Origin of the sequence: Micromonospora sp. FIMYZ51 (genome assembly GCF_038246755.1) — a bacterium.
Classification (GTDB): Bacteria; Actinomycetota; Actinomycetes; order Mycobacteriales; family Micromonosporaceae; genus Micromonospora.
In genome coordinates, this window is record NZ_CP134706.1 from 4,992,723 (window position 1) to 5,008,172 (window position 15,450).

General features: G+C 70.1%; 17 protein-coding genes and 1 pseudogene. 6 read left to right on the forward strand and 12 right to left on the reverse strand.

The annotated features are described in order from the left end of the window. Positions 1–25: 25 nt before the first annotated feature. From QQG74_RS22270 to fabG, 4 genes are all read right to left on the reverse strand, one after another. A complete protein-coding gene (locus QQG74_RS22270; protein ID WP_341716697.1) occupies positions 26–805 on the reverse strand; it encodes an HAD-IIA family hydrolase in 780 nt (259 codons plus the stop codon). Between the two features lie 39 nt (positions 806–844). Continuing rightward, the gene (locus tag QQG74_RS22275) at positions 845–1,876 is read right to left on the reverse strand and encodes a ferrochelatase (RefSeq protein ID WP_341716698.1); all 1,032 of its coding nucleotides are present in this window, start codon (positions 1,874–1,876) and stop codon (positions 845–847) included. Between the two features lie 114 nt (positions 1,877–1,990). Next, a complete protein-coding gene (fabI, locus tag QQG74_RS22280) occupies positions 1,991–2,758 on the reverse strand; it encodes an enoyl-ACP reductase FabI (RefSeq protein WP_341721315.1) in 768 nt (255 codons plus the stop codon). Between the two features lie 89 nt (positions 2,759–2,847). After that, on the reverse strand, positions 2,848–3,552 hold the full coding sequence (fabG, locus tag QQG74_RS22285; RefSeq protein ID WP_341716699.1) for a 3-oxoacyl-ACP reductase FabG: 705 nt from the start codon (positions 3,550–3,552) through the stop codon (positions 2,848–2,850). A 429-nt stretch (positions 3,553–3,981) separates the two neighbouring features. On the opposite strand from fabG, the gene QQG74_RS22290 reads away from it, so the two are divergent. Further along, entirely contained in the window at positions 3,982–4,140 is a 159-nt protein-coding gene (locus QQG74_RS22290; RefSeq protein WP_341716700.1) for a hypothetical protein, read from the forward strand. 35 nt (positions 4,141–4,175) lie between these two features. Here the strand turns inward: QQG74_RS22290 and QQG74_RS22295 are convergent, their stop codons facing one another. Both QQG74_RS22295 and QQG74_RS22300 read right to left on the reverse strand, forming a co-directional pair. After that, on the reverse strand, positions 4,176–4,427 hold the full coding sequence (locus QQG74_RS22295; RefSeq protein ID WP_341716701.1) for a hypothetical protein: 252 nt from the start codon (positions 4,425–4,427) through the stop codon (positions 4,176–4,178). 2 nt (positions 4,428–4,429) lie between these two features. Then, on the reverse strand, positions 4,430–4,741 hold the full coding sequence (locus QQG74_RS22300; protein ID WP_341716702.1) for a hypothetical protein: 312 nt from the start codon (positions 4,739–4,741) through the stop codon (positions 4,430–4,432). Positions 4,742–5,189: 448 nt separating this feature from the next. Here QQG74_RS22300 and QQG74_RS22305 point away from each other — a divergent pair, with 448 nt between their 5' ends. Next, entirely contained in the window at positions 5,190–5,414 is a 225-nt protein-coding gene (locus QQG74_RS22305; protein ID WP_341716703.1) for a winged helix-turn-helix domain-containing protein, read from the forward strand. 22 nt (positions 5,415–5,436) lie between these two features. Here the strand turns inward: QQG74_RS22305 and QQG74_RS22310 are convergent, their stop codons facing one another. The 5 genes from QQG74_RS22310 to QQG74_RS22330 all read right to left on the reverse strand — a co-directional run bounded on the left by QQG74_RS22310 (position 5,437) and on the right by QQG74_RS22330 (position 9,882). Then, positions 5,437–5,595, reverse strand: coding sequence for a hypothetical protein (locus QQG74_RS22310; protein WP_341716704.1), 159 nt, complete (start codon positions 5,593–5,595; stop codon positions 5,437–5,439). A gap of 459 nt (positions 5,596–6,054) precedes the next feature. Continuing rightward, positions 6,055–6,678: a DUF4145 domain-containing protein gene (locus QQG74_RS22315; protein WP_341716705.1), complete on the reverse strand. Its 624-nt coding sequence runs from the start codon at positions 6,676–6,678 to the stop codon at positions 6,055–6,057. A 146-nt stretch (positions 6,679–6,824) separates the two neighbouring features. Continuing rightward, entirely contained in the window at positions 6,825–7,775 is a 951-nt protein-coding gene (locus QQG74_RS22320) for a VWA domain-containing protein (RefSeq protein ID WP_341716706.1), read from the reverse strand. Next, positions 7,772–8,779, reverse strand: coding sequence for a DUF58 domain-containing protein (locus QQG74_RS22325; protein WP_341716707.1), 1,008 nt, complete (start codon positions 8,777–8,779; stop codon positions 7,772–7,774). The genes QQG74_RS22320 and QQG74_RS22325 overlap by 4 nt, the downstream gene beginning before the upstream one ends. Continuing rightward, positions 8,776–9,882 (reverse strand): MoxR family ATPase, encoded by a 1,107-nt coding sequence (locus QQG74_RS22330; RefSeq protein ID WP_341716708.1) that lies wholly within the window; start codon positions 9,880–9,882, stop codon positions 8,776–8,778. Before QQG74_RS22330 ends, QQG74_RS22325 begins: the two co-directional genes overlap by 4 nt. A gap of 238 nt (positions 9,883–10,120) precedes the next feature. On the opposite strand from QQG74_RS22330, the gene QQG74_RS22335 reads away from it, so the two are divergent. From QQG74_RS22335 to QQG74_RS22350, 4 genes and pseudogenes are all read left to right on the forward strand, one after another. Then, on the forward strand, positions 10,121–10,393 hold the full coding sequence (locus tag QQG74_RS22335) for a hypothetical protein (RefSeq protein WP_341716709.1): 273 nt from the start codon (positions 10,121–10,123) through the stop codon (positions 10,391–10,393). A gap of 153 nt (positions 10,394–10,546) precedes the next feature. Continuing rightward, on the forward strand, positions 10,547–11,086 hold the full coding sequence (locus tag QQG74_RS22340) for a PH domain-containing protein (protein ID WP_341716710.1): 540 nt from the start codon (positions 10,547–10,549) through the stop codon (positions 11,084–11,086). 432 nt (positions 11,087–11,518) lie between these two features. Beyond that, the gene (locus tag QQG74_RS22345) at positions 11,519–12,832 is read left to right on the forward strand and encodes a PH domain-containing protein (RefSeq protein WP_341716711.1); all 1,314 of its coding nucleotides are present in this window, start codon (positions 11,519–11,521) and stop codon (positions 12,830–12,832) included. Positions 12,833–13,087: 255 nt separating this feature from the next. Next, positions 13,088–14,286: pseudogene (locus QQG74_RS22350) on the forward strand (IS110 family transposase). Positions 14,287–14,331: 45 nt separating this feature from the next. Here the strand turns inward: QQG74_RS22350 and QQG74_RS22355 are convergent. Continuing rightward, a complete protein-coding gene (locus tag QQG74_RS22355; protein WP_341716712.1) occupies positions 14,332–15,396 on the reverse strand; it encodes a phosphatase PAP2 family protein in 1,065 nt (354 codons plus the stop codon). Positions 15,397–15,450 lie beyond the last annotated feature (54 nt).

Sequence of the window (15,450 nt, forward strand, 5' to 3'; positions counted from 1 at the left end):
CGGGACAACCGGTCGGCCGGCGGGGTCAGATCTCGTCGATCAGGTCGGCGATGGAGTTGACGATGCGCGACGGGCGGTACGGGTAGCGCTCGGCCTCCGCCCGGGTGCTGATGCCGGTGAGCACCAGGATGGTCTCCAGACCGGCCTCCAGACCGCAGAGGATGTCGGTGTCCATCCGGTCACCGATCATCGCGGTGCTCTCCGAGTGCGCGTCGATGGTGTTCAGCGCCGAGCGCATCATCATCGGGTTGGGCTTGCCGACGAAGTACGGCTCGACGCCGGTCGCCTTCGAGATCATCGCGGCGACCGAGCCGGCGGCCGGCAGCGCACCCTCCACGGACGGGCCGGTGGCATCGGGGTTGGTGCAGATGAAGCGGGCCCCGTCGTTGATCAACCGGATCGCCTTGGTGATCGCCTCGAAGCTGTAGGTCCGGGTCTCCCCCAACACCACGTAGTCGGGCGCGAAGTCGCTGAGCACGTAGCCCACCGCGTGCAGGGCCGTGGTCAGCCCGGCCTCCCCGATCACGTACGCCGTGCCGCCCGGCCGCTGGTCGGCCAGGAACTGGGCGGTGGCCAGCGCGGACGACCAGATCGCCTGCTCCGGCACCTCCAGGCCCATCCGGGCGAGGCGGGCCTGGAGATCACGCGGCGTGTAGATCGAGTTGTTCGTCAGCACCAGGAACGGCTTGCCGGAGGCGCCCAGTCGCTTCACGAACTCCGGGGCGCCCGGCACCGGCTGGCCCTCGTGCACAAGCACGCCGTCCATGTCGGTGAGCCAACTCTCGACGGGCTTACGGTCCTGCATGATCGTCATTCCCTGGGGGTGTCGGGTGCGCCGGAGCGGTCAGGACGGGCGGCGGGGCGGTACGCAGCAGACCGTGGGACAGGAGTCCCACATCGGCAGTTCGCCGAGGCGGCGGCGCAGGTTCGCGCCGTCCGGATCGATCCGCTCCTGGACCAGCTCCCGCACCATGGTCACGAAGCGCGGATCGACGCCCGGCGTGCCGGCACGCACGAAGTCCAGGCCGAGCTGCTTGGCCGTGTCCAGCGCCTCGGTGTCCAGGTCCCAGACCACCTCCAGGTGGTCGGAGACGAAGCCGATCGGGCTGACCACGACCCCGGTGACGCCCTGGCCGGCGAGGCTGGCCAGGTGGTCGTTGATGTCCGGCTCCAGCCACGGTACGTGCGGCGGGCCGGAGCGGCTCTGCCAGACCAGGTCGTACGGCAGGTCCGGGGCCGCCGCCGCGTGCACCAGCCGGGCCGTCTCGGCGAGTTGGGCGGTGTACCGGCCGCCGTGCGGGCCTGCGGTGTCAGCCATCGAGACGGGTACCGAGTGTGCGGTGAAGACGAGCCGGGTGCTGTCCCGCCGCGCCGGATCGAGCCGGGCCAGGGCCGCGCGTACCGCGTCGGCGTGCGGCTCGATGAAGCCGGGATGATCCCAGAACTGGCGCAGCTTCTCGATCACCGGCGCGTCCGGGCCGACCGCCGCTCGGGCGGCGATGATGTCCTCCTGGTACTGGCGGCAGGAGGAGTATCCGCCGTAGGCGCTGGTGACGAAGGCCAACGCCCGCCGTACGCCGTCGTCGCGCAGCTGCGCCACGGTGTCGGCGAGCATCGGCTTCCAGTTCCGGTTGCCCCAGTACACCGGCAGGTCGAGGCCGTGCTCGGCGAAGTCCGTCCGGATCGCCGCGAGCAGTTCCCGGCACTGCTGGTTGATCGGCGAGACGCCACCGAAGTGCTGGTAGTGCTCGGCGACCTCGGCCAGCCGCTGCGGCGGGATGCCCCGCCCCCGGGTCACGTTCTGGAGGAAGGGCAGCACGTCGTCCGGCCCCTCCGGGCCACCGAAGGAGACCAGCACCACCGCGTCGTACGACATGGTCCCATTCTTGCCGGTGGCCGGCGGCGGTCCGGCAACGCCCCCGGGTCTCGGGCGTTAATAAGGGGCCCTTCCTATACACGAGGCGTTAAGAAGGGGCCCTTCCTTTCACCCTCAGGCGCCGAGGGCGTGGTAGCCGCCGTCGACGTGGACGATCTCGCCGGTGGTGGCCGGGAACCAGTCGGAGAGCAGCGCCAGGCAGGCGCGGGCGGCCGGTTCCTGGTCGGTGAGGTCCCAGCCCAGCGGGGCACGATCGGACCAGGCGTCCTCGAACTGCTCGAAGCCGGGGATCGACTTGGCGGCCATCGTCCGCAGCGGCCCGGCCGAGACCAGGTTGCTGCGGATGCCCTGCTTGCCCAGGTGCAGGGCGAGGTAGCGGGAGGCGGACTCCAGCCCCGCCTTGGCCACGCCCATCCAGTCGTAGACCGGCCACGCCTTGGTGGCGTCGAAGGTCAGCCCGACCACCGCGCCGCCCGGCGACATCAGCGGCAGCGCCGCGACCGCGAGGGACTTGTAGGAGTACGTCGAGACGTGCAGCGCGGTCGCCACGTCCTCCCAGGAGGCGTCGAGGAAGCCGCCGCCGAGGCAGCTCTGCGGGGCGAAGCCGATCGAGTGGACCACCCCGTCCAGGCCGTCGACGTGCTCGCGAACCTTGTCGGCCAGCCCGGCCAGCTGTTCGGGGTTGGTCACGTCCAGCTCGATCACCGGGGCCGGCTCGGGCAGCCGCTTGGCGATCCGCTCGACCAGCGAGAGCCGTCCGTACCCGGTGAGCACGACCTGGGCGCCGTTCTCCTGGGCGAGCTTCGCCACCGAGAAGGCGATGGAGGCGTCGGTGATGACGCCGGTGACGAGCAGCCGCTTACCGGCCAGCAGTCCGGACATTGAACTCATTCCTCCATGCTCAGGTTCAGTGGCCGAGGGCTTGCGCGGCCGTCAGGTCGGTCGGCCCAAGGGTTCGTCGGCCCAGCGGGTCAGTGGCCCATGCCGAGGCCGCCGTCGACCGGGATGACCGCGCCGGAGACGTAGCCGGCGCTGTCGGTGGCCAACCAGGTGACCACCGCGGCAACCTCCTCCGGGCTGGCCATCCGGCCGGCCGGGATCGACCTGATGATCTCCGCCTTGCGCTCCTCGGGCAGCACCGCTGTCATGTCGGTCTCGATGAAGCCGGGCGCGACCACGTTCGCGGTGATGTTGCGGCTGCCCAGCTCCCGGGTGATCGAGCGGGCCACCCCGACCAGGCCGGCCTTGCTCGCCGCGTAGTTGACCTGGCCGGCACCGCCGGAGAGGCCGACCACCGAGGAGATGAAGATCATCCGTCCCCACTTGGCCCGCAGCATCTTGCCCGAGGCCCGCTTGGCGCAGCGGTACGCGCCGGTCAGGTTGGTGTCCAGCACCCGGGTGAACTGCTCCTCGGACATCCGCAGCAGCAGCGTGTCGTCGGTGATGCCGGCGTTGGCGACAAGCACCTCGACCGGGCCGAACTCCGCCTCCACCGCCGCGAAGGCCGCGTCCACCGACGCGGCGTCGGTGATGTCGCACTGCACGCCGAAGAGCCCCTCGGGCGCCCCGCTGCCCCGGTGGGTGATCGCCACCCGATCGCCCTGCTTGGCGAAGGCCTGGGCGATGGCCAGACCGATCCCGCGGTTGCCGCCGGTAACCAGCACAGTTCGCGACACGGTGCGTCCCTCCAAAGATCGCTGCGGGTTGGAGACTAGGCGTTACCGCACGGTAATCCCTAACCCGCCGCACGTCGTACCGGGGTACGAAACGGTGGATGGAGCTGCGGGAGTGGCCCGTCCGTCGACCACCTCCCGGAGCGGACTGTCCGGCCGTTCGGCCGGGTGCGCCGGACACCCGCGCCGGGTGTACGATGATCCGCGTTTGCGGGCCGCTCGACGGTCCGTTTCGCCCCGGAACCCGACCGCAGGAGGTGATCGCTGTGCCAGACAGTGATCCTCCCAGTCGTGGCCGGGCCGATCGCCAGCCACGCTGAGCCATCCCGCTCCGCCTGAGCTGGCACCGCTCCCCGCACCCGTCTCACCGCCCGGCGCAACGACGCCGCCCCGGTCCACGGGTGCCACCGGAAGCCGTCCGGTCACGACTTCGTGTGTGCGCGTCCCGATCCACCCCACGCGGTCCGCCCTGCCCCGGGCCGCCGTCGCCACTCCGGAGCTGTCATGAGCCGCTACGTCGCCCCGCTGGGCTTCACCCTCGCCGCCGTCTGGGTGGCCGTCCTCTTCGTCCTCGCCAGCGGCACCAACTGACCCCCTACCGGGAACAGAGCATTTTCCGCTGATCTCTACGGTTCGACACCTCGGCCGTGGCGGCGAAGGCAGCTGTCGTAGATGGGCACCTGCGTCCTCGGTCGGTCCACCGGCAGTCGGCTCTGCTGGCCGTACAGAAACAGCCGCAGGGCGACGTGCAGCGTCTCCATGTCCACCCGCGTCAACTCGGGAAACCCATGCCGCAGGAGCGTGGTTCGCACGTCCACCAGCAGCGCGATCGACAGCCGCTGGTCGCTCTCGTGAAACGGAAGCGGGTAGGTCGGCACATTCACTCCCCATCCTCCGGCGACTCGGACAGTTGCGACTCCCGATCCATCGACAGGAACTTTGCGAACTCCTTGTCGGACAGCCCTCGCTGCGCCTCTGCCAGTTGAGTGACGGGGGTCGAGCCTTCTCCCGGTAGTTGGTCGTACCAGGTGGTGTGCTGGGCGAGACGCAGCAATCCCGTTATCCCGCGAGACAGGTCGCCCGCCTGCCGGATCGACAGTGGAAAGGTATCGGCCGGCTGCCTCACCTCCGGATTGGTGTCGTAGGTCTCCACCATGACCAGCAGCGGCGCATCCATCGGAGTATGCGCCATGCTCAGCACCAACCGGAGGTCTATGACCTCATGACCACAGGCGGAGATCGTGATCGGACGTGACAGGTGCGATCGCGTTGGGTGATCAGGAGTGACCTGGCACCCTGGTGCACACCATCGTGGGTGCAACATACGGTTGGTCATGGGTCCACCCCTTCGCAGTAGATCGAGGTTCGGGCCGGAGATCAGGCTGTGGCATTTCAACCACAGGGCTTGCCAACTCGCAAAGTGCGCCGGGGCGGCGCACGCCGCGCCTCGGTGCCGCGCACCGCCCCGACCACGGGCGCGAAGCGTCGGTTCCACGTCCGTGGGACTGCACGTCCGGTTGCCAAACCTGGGAGCGCTGTCCACCTCGCAGCTTGCCATGGTTACCACGGTAAGCCTGGTCACCGTTGCAGGAGACACGCAGCCGGTGATCTACTGGACGCGCCAAACTTGGGAGCGCCAGATGTCTACCTACAAGCCGGATTACCAGCGGATCGCCGATGACCTGCGGGAACAGATCACCGATGGACGACTGAGTCCCGGTGACAAACTGCCCAGCAAGCGCGAGTTGCGCGACATTTATGGCACCAGCGCGCAGCCGGTCGAGGCAGCGCTGTTCCTACTGCGTGCCGAAGGTCTGATCGAGGGCCGGCAGGGCAAGGGCACCTTCGTACTCGAACGCGAGTAGGGGTTGGGACAAGCAGAACCGTTCACACCAGCACTCCGACAGGCGAGGCGTGGACAGCGCTGTCGATGTCTGTTCGAGCTTGTCGCCCCTGACAGTCGTCGACGCGACGTTGCAGCTTTACAGTCAATGGCCAGCCGTCGACCGCCACGACACGACGACCCATGCCGGCCTCGGCGCGCATCTTGCGGATCTTGGCTCGATCCCGACGGACCGTGCATCGCACATACCGGCACAACCCTTGCGGTCGCCACCTCATCCACGAGTTGACAAAGCCTCCCAGGCGGCTGTGGACCAGGCGATCGCCGAGGCAACGACGAAGGCTCCCGCCGACCACTTGCGCGCTGCCTGGGCCGCCGCATACGGCCTCAACCTGGAGCCGGACAGAATCTCTGACGAGGCCATCAGCGTGGTTGAACGTCTTTCCTCACCCCTTCAACCAGCCTCACGACGGGAACCGCGAACCGGTCGACGGCCGGGCCGGGCGAGTTGGCCGAACGGAGTTACGCCGGCCGCTCACGGCTCCGAGGTGGGGAGGAACTGAAGGTGAGAAAGGAGGCGGAGGGCGGCCCGCTAGCGGTGTTGCTGGTGCAGTGGCTGTCGACTGGGATCCTTCGCAAGAAGTAGTTCTCGGCCACGTGAATCAGGATGTGCTGGCCTGCTTCTTGGCGTCTCGGGCCGCCCTCGCTCGGGCGACCTTGGCCGGAGACTGAAACACCTCGGCCAGAACCTCACTCATCAACGCCAGGACCAAGTCGGCGTCCTCCTTGTCTACCGGATCAACGAAATCACCGTGAGCCATGTCGTTTCCTAGGTGACGGACTTCGTGCGCGCCTTCCTTGATGTGCTCCCGGATCAGACCCCGCTCGTGCATCTCATCAACTTTTTGCCTCAAGCCGCCGTTCAGGACATTCTTAGCCTTGGCAGTCGCCTCAATCACTGACCGCGCCAAAAGGACGGCTGCCCTTAGGTTCTTACTGTCGGCACACCGGTATGCCTCGGATGCCGCTGCCCCGATGTGCTCAGGCACATCCGGGAATCCCCTGATCCCGGAGGTGCTTGGAGACCACTGCAACAGGTCTCGATGATCGCCCAAGAAGGACAAAAGCGCCGTAATGCTTTCGTGATCCTCATAGCCGTCGGTGACTACCGAGGCAATCATCAGGCCAGCACAGCCGTCGCACTTAAAGCAGGCCATGGTTGTCGTTTCCACCGTCTCTGGATCGATAAACCACGCTGCCGCACGTGTACCGTCAACATAAGCCATGTGCGCGTATCGCCCGCACCATGCGCAGTAAGCTCCCGCCACGCAGGGACCCTACGTCCCAGCCCTGACAACTCCCTAGCCCGAGCCAGCTCGCGCCGCATAGCTGCTGGGCCGGGACCGCTGGACCACGGCCGAGAACCGTCGGATCAGAGCAGGCGGGAGGTCCAGAGCAGGCTGAGGCCACCGGCACAGAGCGCGAGCAGCAACCCGAGCCCGGCGTACCACTGGGTGATCTCCCTTGGCTCGGTCCGGAAGCCGATCGAGCTGCCCATGTCCTGGTAGACCTGCTTCAGCTCGCTGACCGTGGCCGCCTCGTAGAAGTAGCCCTCGGTGTTCTCGGCCAGGTCGGCGAGGGCGAGCCGGTCCACCGGCACCCGCTGCAACTGGCCGCCGATGTCGACGTGGCCGGTGTCGGTGCCGAAGGCGATGGTGGAGACCGGCACGTTCGCCGCCTGCGCTGCTGCCGCCGCCTCCTCGACCGACCTGCCGGCCGTGCGGTACCCGTCGGAGAGCAGCACGATGCGGGCCGGCGGAATGCCGGCCGCGCCGTCGGCCGGCACCGACCGGATCGCCTCCAGGCAGGTGAAGACCGCCTCACCGGTCGCCGTCGCCTCGGCCAGCACCAGCCCGTCGATGGCGCTGGTCACCGCCGCCCGGTCCTTGGTCGGCGGCACCAGCACGTTTGCCGACTTGGCGAACGAGACCAGCCCCACGTTGTAGGTCTCCGGCAGCTCCGCCACGAACTGCTTGGCCGCCTCCTGGGCCGCCTCCAGCCGGTTCGGCGGCACGTCGTCGGCCTGCATGGAGAGCGACACGTCGATGGCCAGCATGATGGTGGCCCGCTCCAGCGGCTCCCGGGTGTCGATCGCCGGTCGGGCCAGCGCGCCGGCCAGCACCAGCAGGGCGAGCAGGAAGGCAGCCGCCGGTATGTGCCGGCGCCAGCCCAGCCCCTTCGGCGCCACGGTACGCAGTAGGTCCACATTGGTGAACCGCAGCGCGTACTCCCGCCGGCGCAGTTGCCGCCAGACGTAGAGCGCGGCCAGGGCGAGCACCGGCAGCACGGCCAGCAACCACCACGGTTGCAGCAGTCGAATCATCTCATCGTCCCTCGGGTGCGGGCGTGCCGTTGCGCGGCCACGAAGCGCACCATGTCCAGCAGCCAGTCTCGGTCCGTACGCAGTCTCAGGTGCCCGGCACCGGCGGAGCGCAACGCGGCGGAGATCTCCGCCCGCTGGCTGGCAGCCGCCGCCGCGTACCGATGCCGCAGGCTCGGGTCGGCGGTCTGCACCTCGTGCAGTTCGCCGGTCTCCGGGTCGATGACCGGAAGCACTCCGACGTCGGGCAGTTCCAGTTCCCGCGGGTCCACCACCTCGATCGCCAGCACGTCGTGCCGGACCCGCAGCTTGCGCAGCGGCCGGGACCACTGGGCCGGCGGGGCGAGGAAGTCGGAGATGATCACCGCGACGCCGCGTCGGCGGGGCGGCCGGTTGAGCATCTCGACAAGCGCGCCGAGGTCGCCCCGACCCGGCCGGATCTCGGTGGCGGCGATGGCACGCAGCATGCCCTGCGCCTCGCGGCGCCCCGACCGGGCGGGCAGCCGGACCAGCCGGCCCGGGTCCGACGCGGGCACCGCCCGGCGGCCCCACCGACGCGGGCGCGGGGGTAGGTCGCCGCCGCTGCCCACGACCGCGCCGATCCGGTTACCGCCCCGCACGGTCAGGTGGGTGATGGCCGTCGCCGCCGCGATCACCACGTCCCGCTTGAGCCACCGGCCGGTGCCGAAGTCGAGGCTCGCCGAGAGGTCCACCGCCAGCCAGGTCTCCAGCTCACGGTCGGCCACCGTACGCCGTACGTGCGGCGTCGTGGTGCGGGCGGTCACCGGCCAGTCCATCCGGCGTACGTCGTCGCCGGGGCGGTACTCCCGGGACTCGCCCGCCTCGCTGCCCGGCCCCGGCAGCAGACCGGCGTAGTCGCCCTGCAACAGCCCGTCGAGTTTGCGGGTGACCAGCAGTTGCAGCCGGGACAGCACCGCGCCGGAGCGGTCGGTGACCGCGTCCGGCTGGCCGTCCCGACCGCCGGGTCGAGGGGTGGTCGAGGTCACGGCCGCTGCCCGGGCCACCCCGAGGTCGGCGCCACCGCGCCAGGCGGTGTCGCCTGCTGCCGGGGCGCCACCGAGGGCAGCGGGATGGTCGCCATCACCCGGTGCACCACGTGGTCGGCCGGCACGTCGTCGGCGAGCGCGTCGTAGCTGAGCACCAGGCGGTGTCGCAGGATGTCCGGGGCGATGTCCTGTACGTCCTGCGGCAGGGCGTAGTCACGCCCGCGCAGCAGCGCCAGCGCCCGGGTCGCCCGGACCAGACCGAGCGAGGCGCGCGGGCTGGCGCCGTACTGGATAAGTTGCGCGACGTCGGGCATGCCGTGCTCGGCGGGGGCGCGCGTGGCCAGCACCAGCCGGACCGCGTAGTCGATCAGGGCATTGTGTACGAACACCTGGTCGGCCTTCTGTTGAAGGGCGATCAGGTCGTCGGTGCCGAACACCGGGGTGGGCTCGGGTGCGGCCACCCCCATCCGGTAGACGATCTCCCGTTCCTCGGCGTCGGTCGGATAACCCACGATGATCTTCATGAGGAACCGGTCCCGCTGCGCCTCCGGCAGCGGGTAGACCCCCTCCTGCTCGATCGGGTTCTGCGTCGCCATCACCAGGAACGGGTCCGGCACCCGGTGGCTCTCCCCGCCGATCGAGACCTGCCGCTCACTCATCACCTCGAGCAGGGCCGACTGCACCTTCGCCGGTGCGCGGTTGATCTCGTCGGCGAGCAGAAAGTTGACGAAGACCGGCCCCAGCTCCACGTCGAACTTCTCGCTTGACTGCCGGTAGATACGGGTACCCATGATGTCGGCCGGCACCAGGTCGGGGGTGAACTGCACCCGGGCGAACGACCCGCCGACGACCCTGGCCAGGGTCTCCACCGCCAGGGTCTTGGCCACCCCCGGTACGCCTTCCAGCAGGCAGTGCCCCCGGGCGAGCAGCGCCACGAACATCCGCTCCACCATCCGGTCCTGCCCGACGATCACCCGCTTGATCTCGAAGAGCGCCCGCTCCAGCAGCCCGGCGTCCTGTGCCGGGGTGGTGGTCGGTGCCGAGGGCGGCTGCGGCTGCGTCCCGTTCGGCGTCGGAGCGTCGGGCATGGTCGGCTGGGCCACCGGTCCTCCACAGCATGATTTGGTCGTCGTGGCGTGTGCGTTACCAAGCCTCGCATGCCCGGCTGAGTACGGACGTGGGGAGCGACCGATTTTCGCCACGCCGTCCCGCGCCAGGCGAAATCGCCAAACGTGAGTGGACAGAAGCGGCCCCGGCGTGTGTACCATGCATTCGTCGCCGGGCGGCTTCCCCCGTGGCCGCCCGGCGCTCTATCTCTCCCGTCGCCCTAGACTGGCCGGGATGAGTGATCTCGACACCCCAAGCCAGCCGCTGATCTGTTCGGCCCGCGGGTGTCGCGCCCCGGCCGCGTGGTCACTGCGCTGGAACAATCCTCGAATCCACAAGCCCGAGCGGCGCAAGACGTGGCTCGCCTGCGACCTGCACCGTCCACAGCTCGGCGACTTCCTCACCGCGCGGGGCTTCCTGCGCGAGGTCGCCCCGCTGGCCGGATCGCCTACGCTCGAAGGGTGGACGCGGACAACGGAACCCCAGCTCGGTGAGCGCGAGGAGTGAGCTTGCGAGCCCCGCAGTCGCGAACGAAAGGCCCAGCTCGGTGAGCGCGAGGAGTGAGCTTGCGAGCCCCGCAGTCGCGAACGAAAGGCCCAGCTCGGTGAGCGCGAGGAGTGAGCTTGCGAGCCCCGCAGTCGCGAACGAAAGGCCAGCTCGGTGAACGGTGACGGACCGGCCGGCCCGCAGCCGGCGCCCCCGGTGGCACAGCCCGGCCCACTCGAACCCTGGCCGGACACGGTCCGCTGGCAGTCGATCTCGACCGACCTGATCTGGGTGGAGTTGCTGCGACTCGCCGCCCTGGTGGCCGTCGTCTCGGCGGTACTCGGGGTCAGCTGGGCGGTGACCGGTTCCTGGCCCTTCGGCCTGGGGCTGGGTGTCCTCGTGCTGTTCGCGGTGTGGCGCGCGGTGACAATCGTCCGGGCGGTACACGCCTGGGGCTACGCGGAACGCGAGAACGACCTGCTGGTGCGGCACGGTCTGCTGGTGCGCCGGCTGTCCATCGTGCCGTACTCCCGGATGCAGTTCGTCGACGTCAGCGCCGGTCCGCTGGAGCGGGCGTTCGATTTGGCCACCGTGCAGTTGCACACGGCCGCCGCAGCCAGCGACGCCCGGGTGCCCGGGTTGCGGCCGGCGGAGGCGTCCCGGCTGCGCGACCGGCTCACCGCGCTCGGCGAGGACCGGGCGGAAGGGCTGTGAGCGGCCCGACCGGTTGGGGTCCGGAGCAGCCCGCACCGCCCCCCGCCGACGCACCACCTCCCGAACCGCACGCTCCACCCGCCGGCCACGCCCACGACACCCCACCCCAGAGCGCCCCACCACCCGGCTACCCCCACGGCGCTCCCCACCCGGCTATCCGCCGGGGCGCCCCCACCCGGCTACCCCCACGGCACGCCCCCACCCGGCTACCCCACGGCACGCCGCCGCCCGGCTACCCCACGGCACGCCGCCGCCCGGCTACCCCACGGCACGCCCTACCCCCACGGCGGGCCGCCACCCGGCTATCCGCCCGGGGCGCTGCCGCCCGGGCCGCCGCCGGGGTTTCCACCCGGGTCGCCGGGCTTCCCGCCCGGTGGGCCGCCTCCGCCGTACGCGACCCATCCGCATCCGACGGGCTCGCCACCGGATCCGTTGCACACCCGGCAGCGACTGCATCCGTTGAGCCCTGCGCTGCACGGCGCCAAGTCCCTGGTCGTGGTGATCGCCGGGCTCTCCTGGTCGACGCTGTCCCGGGTCGGGTTCGGCTGGTTCGTGACGATGGTGATCGTGATCGCTCTCGGCGCCACCGTGCTGGCGGTGGTCAGTTGGTACAACACCGGCTTCCAGGTGGTCGGCCGGGAGCTGCGGATCTACGAGGGGCTGCTCTGGCGCCGGACCCGGGCCATCCCGCTGGAACGGCTTCAGGCGGTCGAAGTGGTACGCCCGCTGCTCGCCCAGCTCACCGGCCTGGCCGAGCTGCGGTTGGAGGTGGTCGGCGGCGGCAAGACCGAGGCGCCGCTGGCGTTCCTCGGGGTCGCCGAGGCGTCAGCCCTGCGGCGACGCCTGCTCACCCTGGCGGGTGCCCGGACCGTCCCCGTGCCGGGCACCGAGCCGGCACCGGCGACGGCACCGGCCGGGGAGCCGCCCGTGCCACCCGGCCGGCCGCTGCACGCGGTGCAGAACCGGGACCTGTTGATCAGCCAACTCCTCACCCCACAGGCGTTCCTGCTGCCCTTCGGCGCGATGTTCGTGGCCGCGCAGTTCCTGTCCGAGGGGTCGTGGTCGTTCATCGCGGTCGCGAGCACGCTTACCGCGATGGCCGGCATCCTGCTGCAACCTGTCCGCCGGGTGCTCGATGACTGGCGGTTCCAACTCGCCCGCGACGAGGACCGGCTGCGGATCCGCAACGGTCTGCTGGAGACCCGGGTGCAGACCGTGCCGCTGCACCGGGTGCAGACCGTGGGCGTGACCTGGCCGCTGCTCTGGCGGATGAAGGGCTGGCTGCGGCTGCGCCTGGAGGTGGCCGGCTACGCCGCTGGCGAGTCCGACCAGCGCAACCGGCCGGATCGCCTGCTTCCCGTCGGTGACCTGGCCACCGGCGAGCGGATCGTCGCCGAGGTGCTGCCCGGCGTCGACCTCTCCGCGTTGCCGCTGAGCCCGCCGCCGTCCCGCGCCCGGTGGGTCAACCCGCTGAGCCGCCAGGTGCTCGGCGCCGGCCTGACCGAGCAGGTCTTCGTGGTCCGCTCGGGCCTGCTCACCCGCCAGCTGACCATCGTGCCGTACGCCCGGTTGCAGAGCGTCCGGGTGGTGCAGGGACCGGTGCAGCGCCTGCTGGGGATGGCCACCGTGCACGCCGACACCGCTGGTGGAGCCGGTGCCGCAGCGGTGGACCGGGATCTCGCCGAAGCCTGGGCCCTGGCGGCCGAACTCACCACCCGCGGCCACACCGCCCGCCGCCCCACCTAACAGCCACCCCACCCCTCGTTACCTTTTTGATCGTCCCCAGCCGGGGACTCCTCGGTCGCCCGGCCCGGTATGACTTCCTGCCCCTGTCGTAGGCATGATCCGGGGGGTGTTGTCGCCGGGTCGGGTGGCGTCGGCGGACCGCTGATAGGGACACGGCCGCCCTGTTTGGGGTTGGTCTCTTCGTAACGTGGGTGCCGGCAGTCCGACGCCTGGACCTGTGGCCGAGGCCACGGACGATGCGTGGAGGCGGGTGTGGTGCACGGCGGATACGGCGTCTACCTCGGGTTGGATGTCGGTAAGGGTGATCATCACGCGGTCGGGTTGGCGCCGGACGGCAAGCGGCTGCACGACGCACCGTTGCCGAACACCGAGGCTCGGCTGAGGCAGTTGTTCGACAAACTCGCCGGCCACGGTCGGGTGCTGGTGGTGGTCGACCAGCCCGCCTCGATCGGCGCCCTGCCGGTCGCGGTGGCTCGGGCATGCGGTCATCAGGTGGCCTACCTGCCCGGCCTGGCGATGCGGCGGATCGCCGATCTGCACCCCGGAAGCGCGAAGACCGACGCCCGCGACGCCTATGTCATCGCTGATGCCGCCCGCACCCTGCCGCACACGCTGCGGCGGGTCGACGTCGGAGATGAGGCTCTGGCCGAGTTGGAGGTCCTCGTCGGCTTCGACGACGACCTCGCTGGCGAGGCCACGCGCGTGTCGAACCGTATCCGGGGACTACTCACCCAGATTCATCCCGCCCTGGAACGGGTTCTCGGCCCGAAGGTGCACCACAAGGCCGTGCTGGAGTTGCTGTCGCGCTGCGGCGGACCGGCCGGACTCCGCAAAGCCGGTCGCCGCAAACTACTCTCGATCGCCGCCGTCCACGCACCCCGCATGGGTGAACGGCTCATCGAACAGCTCATGGCAGCCCTCGACGAACAGACCGTCACCGTCCCCGGCACCCAAGCAGCCGAGACGATCCTGCCCCGTCTCGCCGACAGCCTCCGCGACGTCCTACACCAACGCGACCAAGTCGCCGACCAGGTCGAGAGGATGCTTGATGCACACCCTCTTGCCCCGGTCCTGACATCGATGCCCGGCATCGGCGTCAGGACCGCCGCCAGATCCTGCTCGAAGTCGGCGACGGCACCGCCTTCGCCACCCCCGGCCACCTCGCCGCCTACGCCGGCCTCGCCCCCGTCACCCGACGCTCCGGCACCAGCATCCGCGGCGAGCACCCACCCCGAGGCGGCAACAAGAACCTCAAACGCGCGTTCTTCCTCGCCGCGTTCGCATCCCTCGCAGACCCCGTCAGCCGCGCCTACTACGACCGCAAACGCGCCGAAGGTAAACGCCACAACGCCGCCCTCATCTGCCTCGCCCGACGCCGCTGCGACGTCCTATACGCCATGCTCCGCGACAAGATCCCCTACCAACCCCGCCCGACCAGCCCCGTCCCCGCTTGACGAAACCCATAGGGACACCCCCCGCCCCACGCCACGCCACACACTTCAGCGATCTTGCACTTTTTGCCTGGGCGAAGGTCGCGAAATACGCATATCGGCGACCGAAACTGCAAGATCGCGGCGCAGTGGGGGTGGGGTGGGGGTGGGTTGGGGGCGGCGGGACTTGCGGCGGGCCCACCAGCGCTCGGCCAGGCCGACCGCCAGGAAGGTCATCCCGACGTAGGCCCAACCGACAAGCACGTCGATCACGTAGTGCTCACCGCTGTAGACAAGCGTGAAGGTCATCGCCAGCGGATACGACAGCAGCAGCGGCCACCAGCGACGCCGGACGTTGCGCAGGAAGAACACCACCACGAAGAGTGCGAACGCGGTGTGCAGCGACGGCATCGCCGCCACCGGGTTCGAGGCCAGCTGTCCGGCGTTGAGCAGGTTGCCGGCGCCGTGCATGCCGAACGCCTTCCACCCCCGGGTGGAGATCCGGGCGACCTCCTCCAGCAGGCCGTTCTGCGCCGCCCACCAGGGCGGCGCGGCCGGGTAGAGGAAATAGGTGATCAGGCCGGTCGCGCAGAGGAAGAACCAGCGGCGCATGAAGGCCGCCCAGCGGCTGCGCTCGCGCATCCAGAGCACCGTGGCGGCGGCCAGCGCGGCCACGAAGTGCGAGAAGTACACCCAGCTGACCAGGACGTCCCACCATCGCACCTCGGGGCGGTACAGGTGCTGCTGCAACCAGACCGTCGGCACCTGGCCGTCCATGGCCCAGCCGAACATCAGCCGGTCCGCCAGGATCAACTCGTACGCGTGCGGGACCGTGCCGTCGTGGTACGCGAAACCGCGGGAGAGGTTGTAGGCGACAAGCAACAGGACCACCGGCACCCAGTCCCGGGCGAAGCGCAGGTGACTGCGCCAGGGGCGGGCCGAGTTCCAGGCAATGGTCCCCGCCCAGATCCAGAAGAAGGCGTAGAGCGGATCGGTAGGCAGCCCGATGACGAGCCAGCCCACCACGAAGGCGACGCTCCACACCGACATCGCGATGACCCGACGGCGACCGCCGTCGGGTGAGACGGGCGGCTCGGTCGGAGCGGCGGGCTGGGGGTCGGTCACGGCAGACATCGCGGACAAGGTTAACGGGTGTGCAGGAAGGGTCCCCGCGCAACGCCTCGGGCA

What these genes read in the sequence shown, in the direction of transcription:
- QQG74_RS22355 (WP_341716712.1), bottom strand. Translation starts at nt 15,396, where the DNA reads ATGTCTGCCGTGACCGACCCCCAGCCCGCCGCTCCGACCGAGCCGCCC.
- QQG74_RS22315 (WP_341716705.1), bottom strand. Translation starts at nt 6,678, where the DNA reads ATGGCTTATGTTGACGGTACACGTGCGGCAGCGTGGTTTATCGATCCA.
- QQG74_RS22310 (WP_341716704.1), bottom strand. Translation starts at nt 5,595, where the DNA reads ATGCGCGCCGAGGCCGGCATGGGTCGTCGTGTCGTGGCGGTCGACGGC.
- QQG74_RS22305 (WP_341716703.1), top strand. Translation starts at nt 5,190, where the DNA reads ATGTCTACCTACAAGCCGGATTACCAGCGGATCGCCGATGACCTGCGG.
- QQG74_RS22275 (WP_341716698.1), bottom strand. Translation starts at nt 1,876, where the DNA reads ATGTCGTACGACGCGGTGGTGCTGGTCTCCTTCGGTGGCCCGGAGGGG.
- QQG74_RS22300 (WP_341716702.1), bottom strand. Translation starts at nt 4,741, where the DNA reads ATGGCGCATACTCCGATGGATGCGCCGCTGCTGGTCATGGTGGAGACC.
- fabI (WP_341721315.1), bottom strand. Translation starts at nt 2,758, where the DNA reads ATGTCCGGACTGCTGGCCGGTAAGCGGCTGCTCGTCACCGGCGTCATC.
- QQG74_RS22270 (WP_341716697.1), bottom strand. Translation starts at nt 805, where the DNA reads ATGCAGGACCGTAAGCCCGTCGAGAGTTGGCTCACCGACATGGACGGC.
- QQG74_RS22335 (WP_341716709.1), top strand. Translation starts at nt 10,121, where the DNA reads ATGAGTGATCTCGACACCCCAAGCCAGCCGCTGATCTGTTCGGCCCGC.
- QQG74_RS22320 (WP_341716706.1), bottom strand. Translation starts at nt 7,775, where the DNA reads ATGATTCGACTGCTGCAACCGTGGTGGTTGCTGGCCGTGCTGCCGGTG.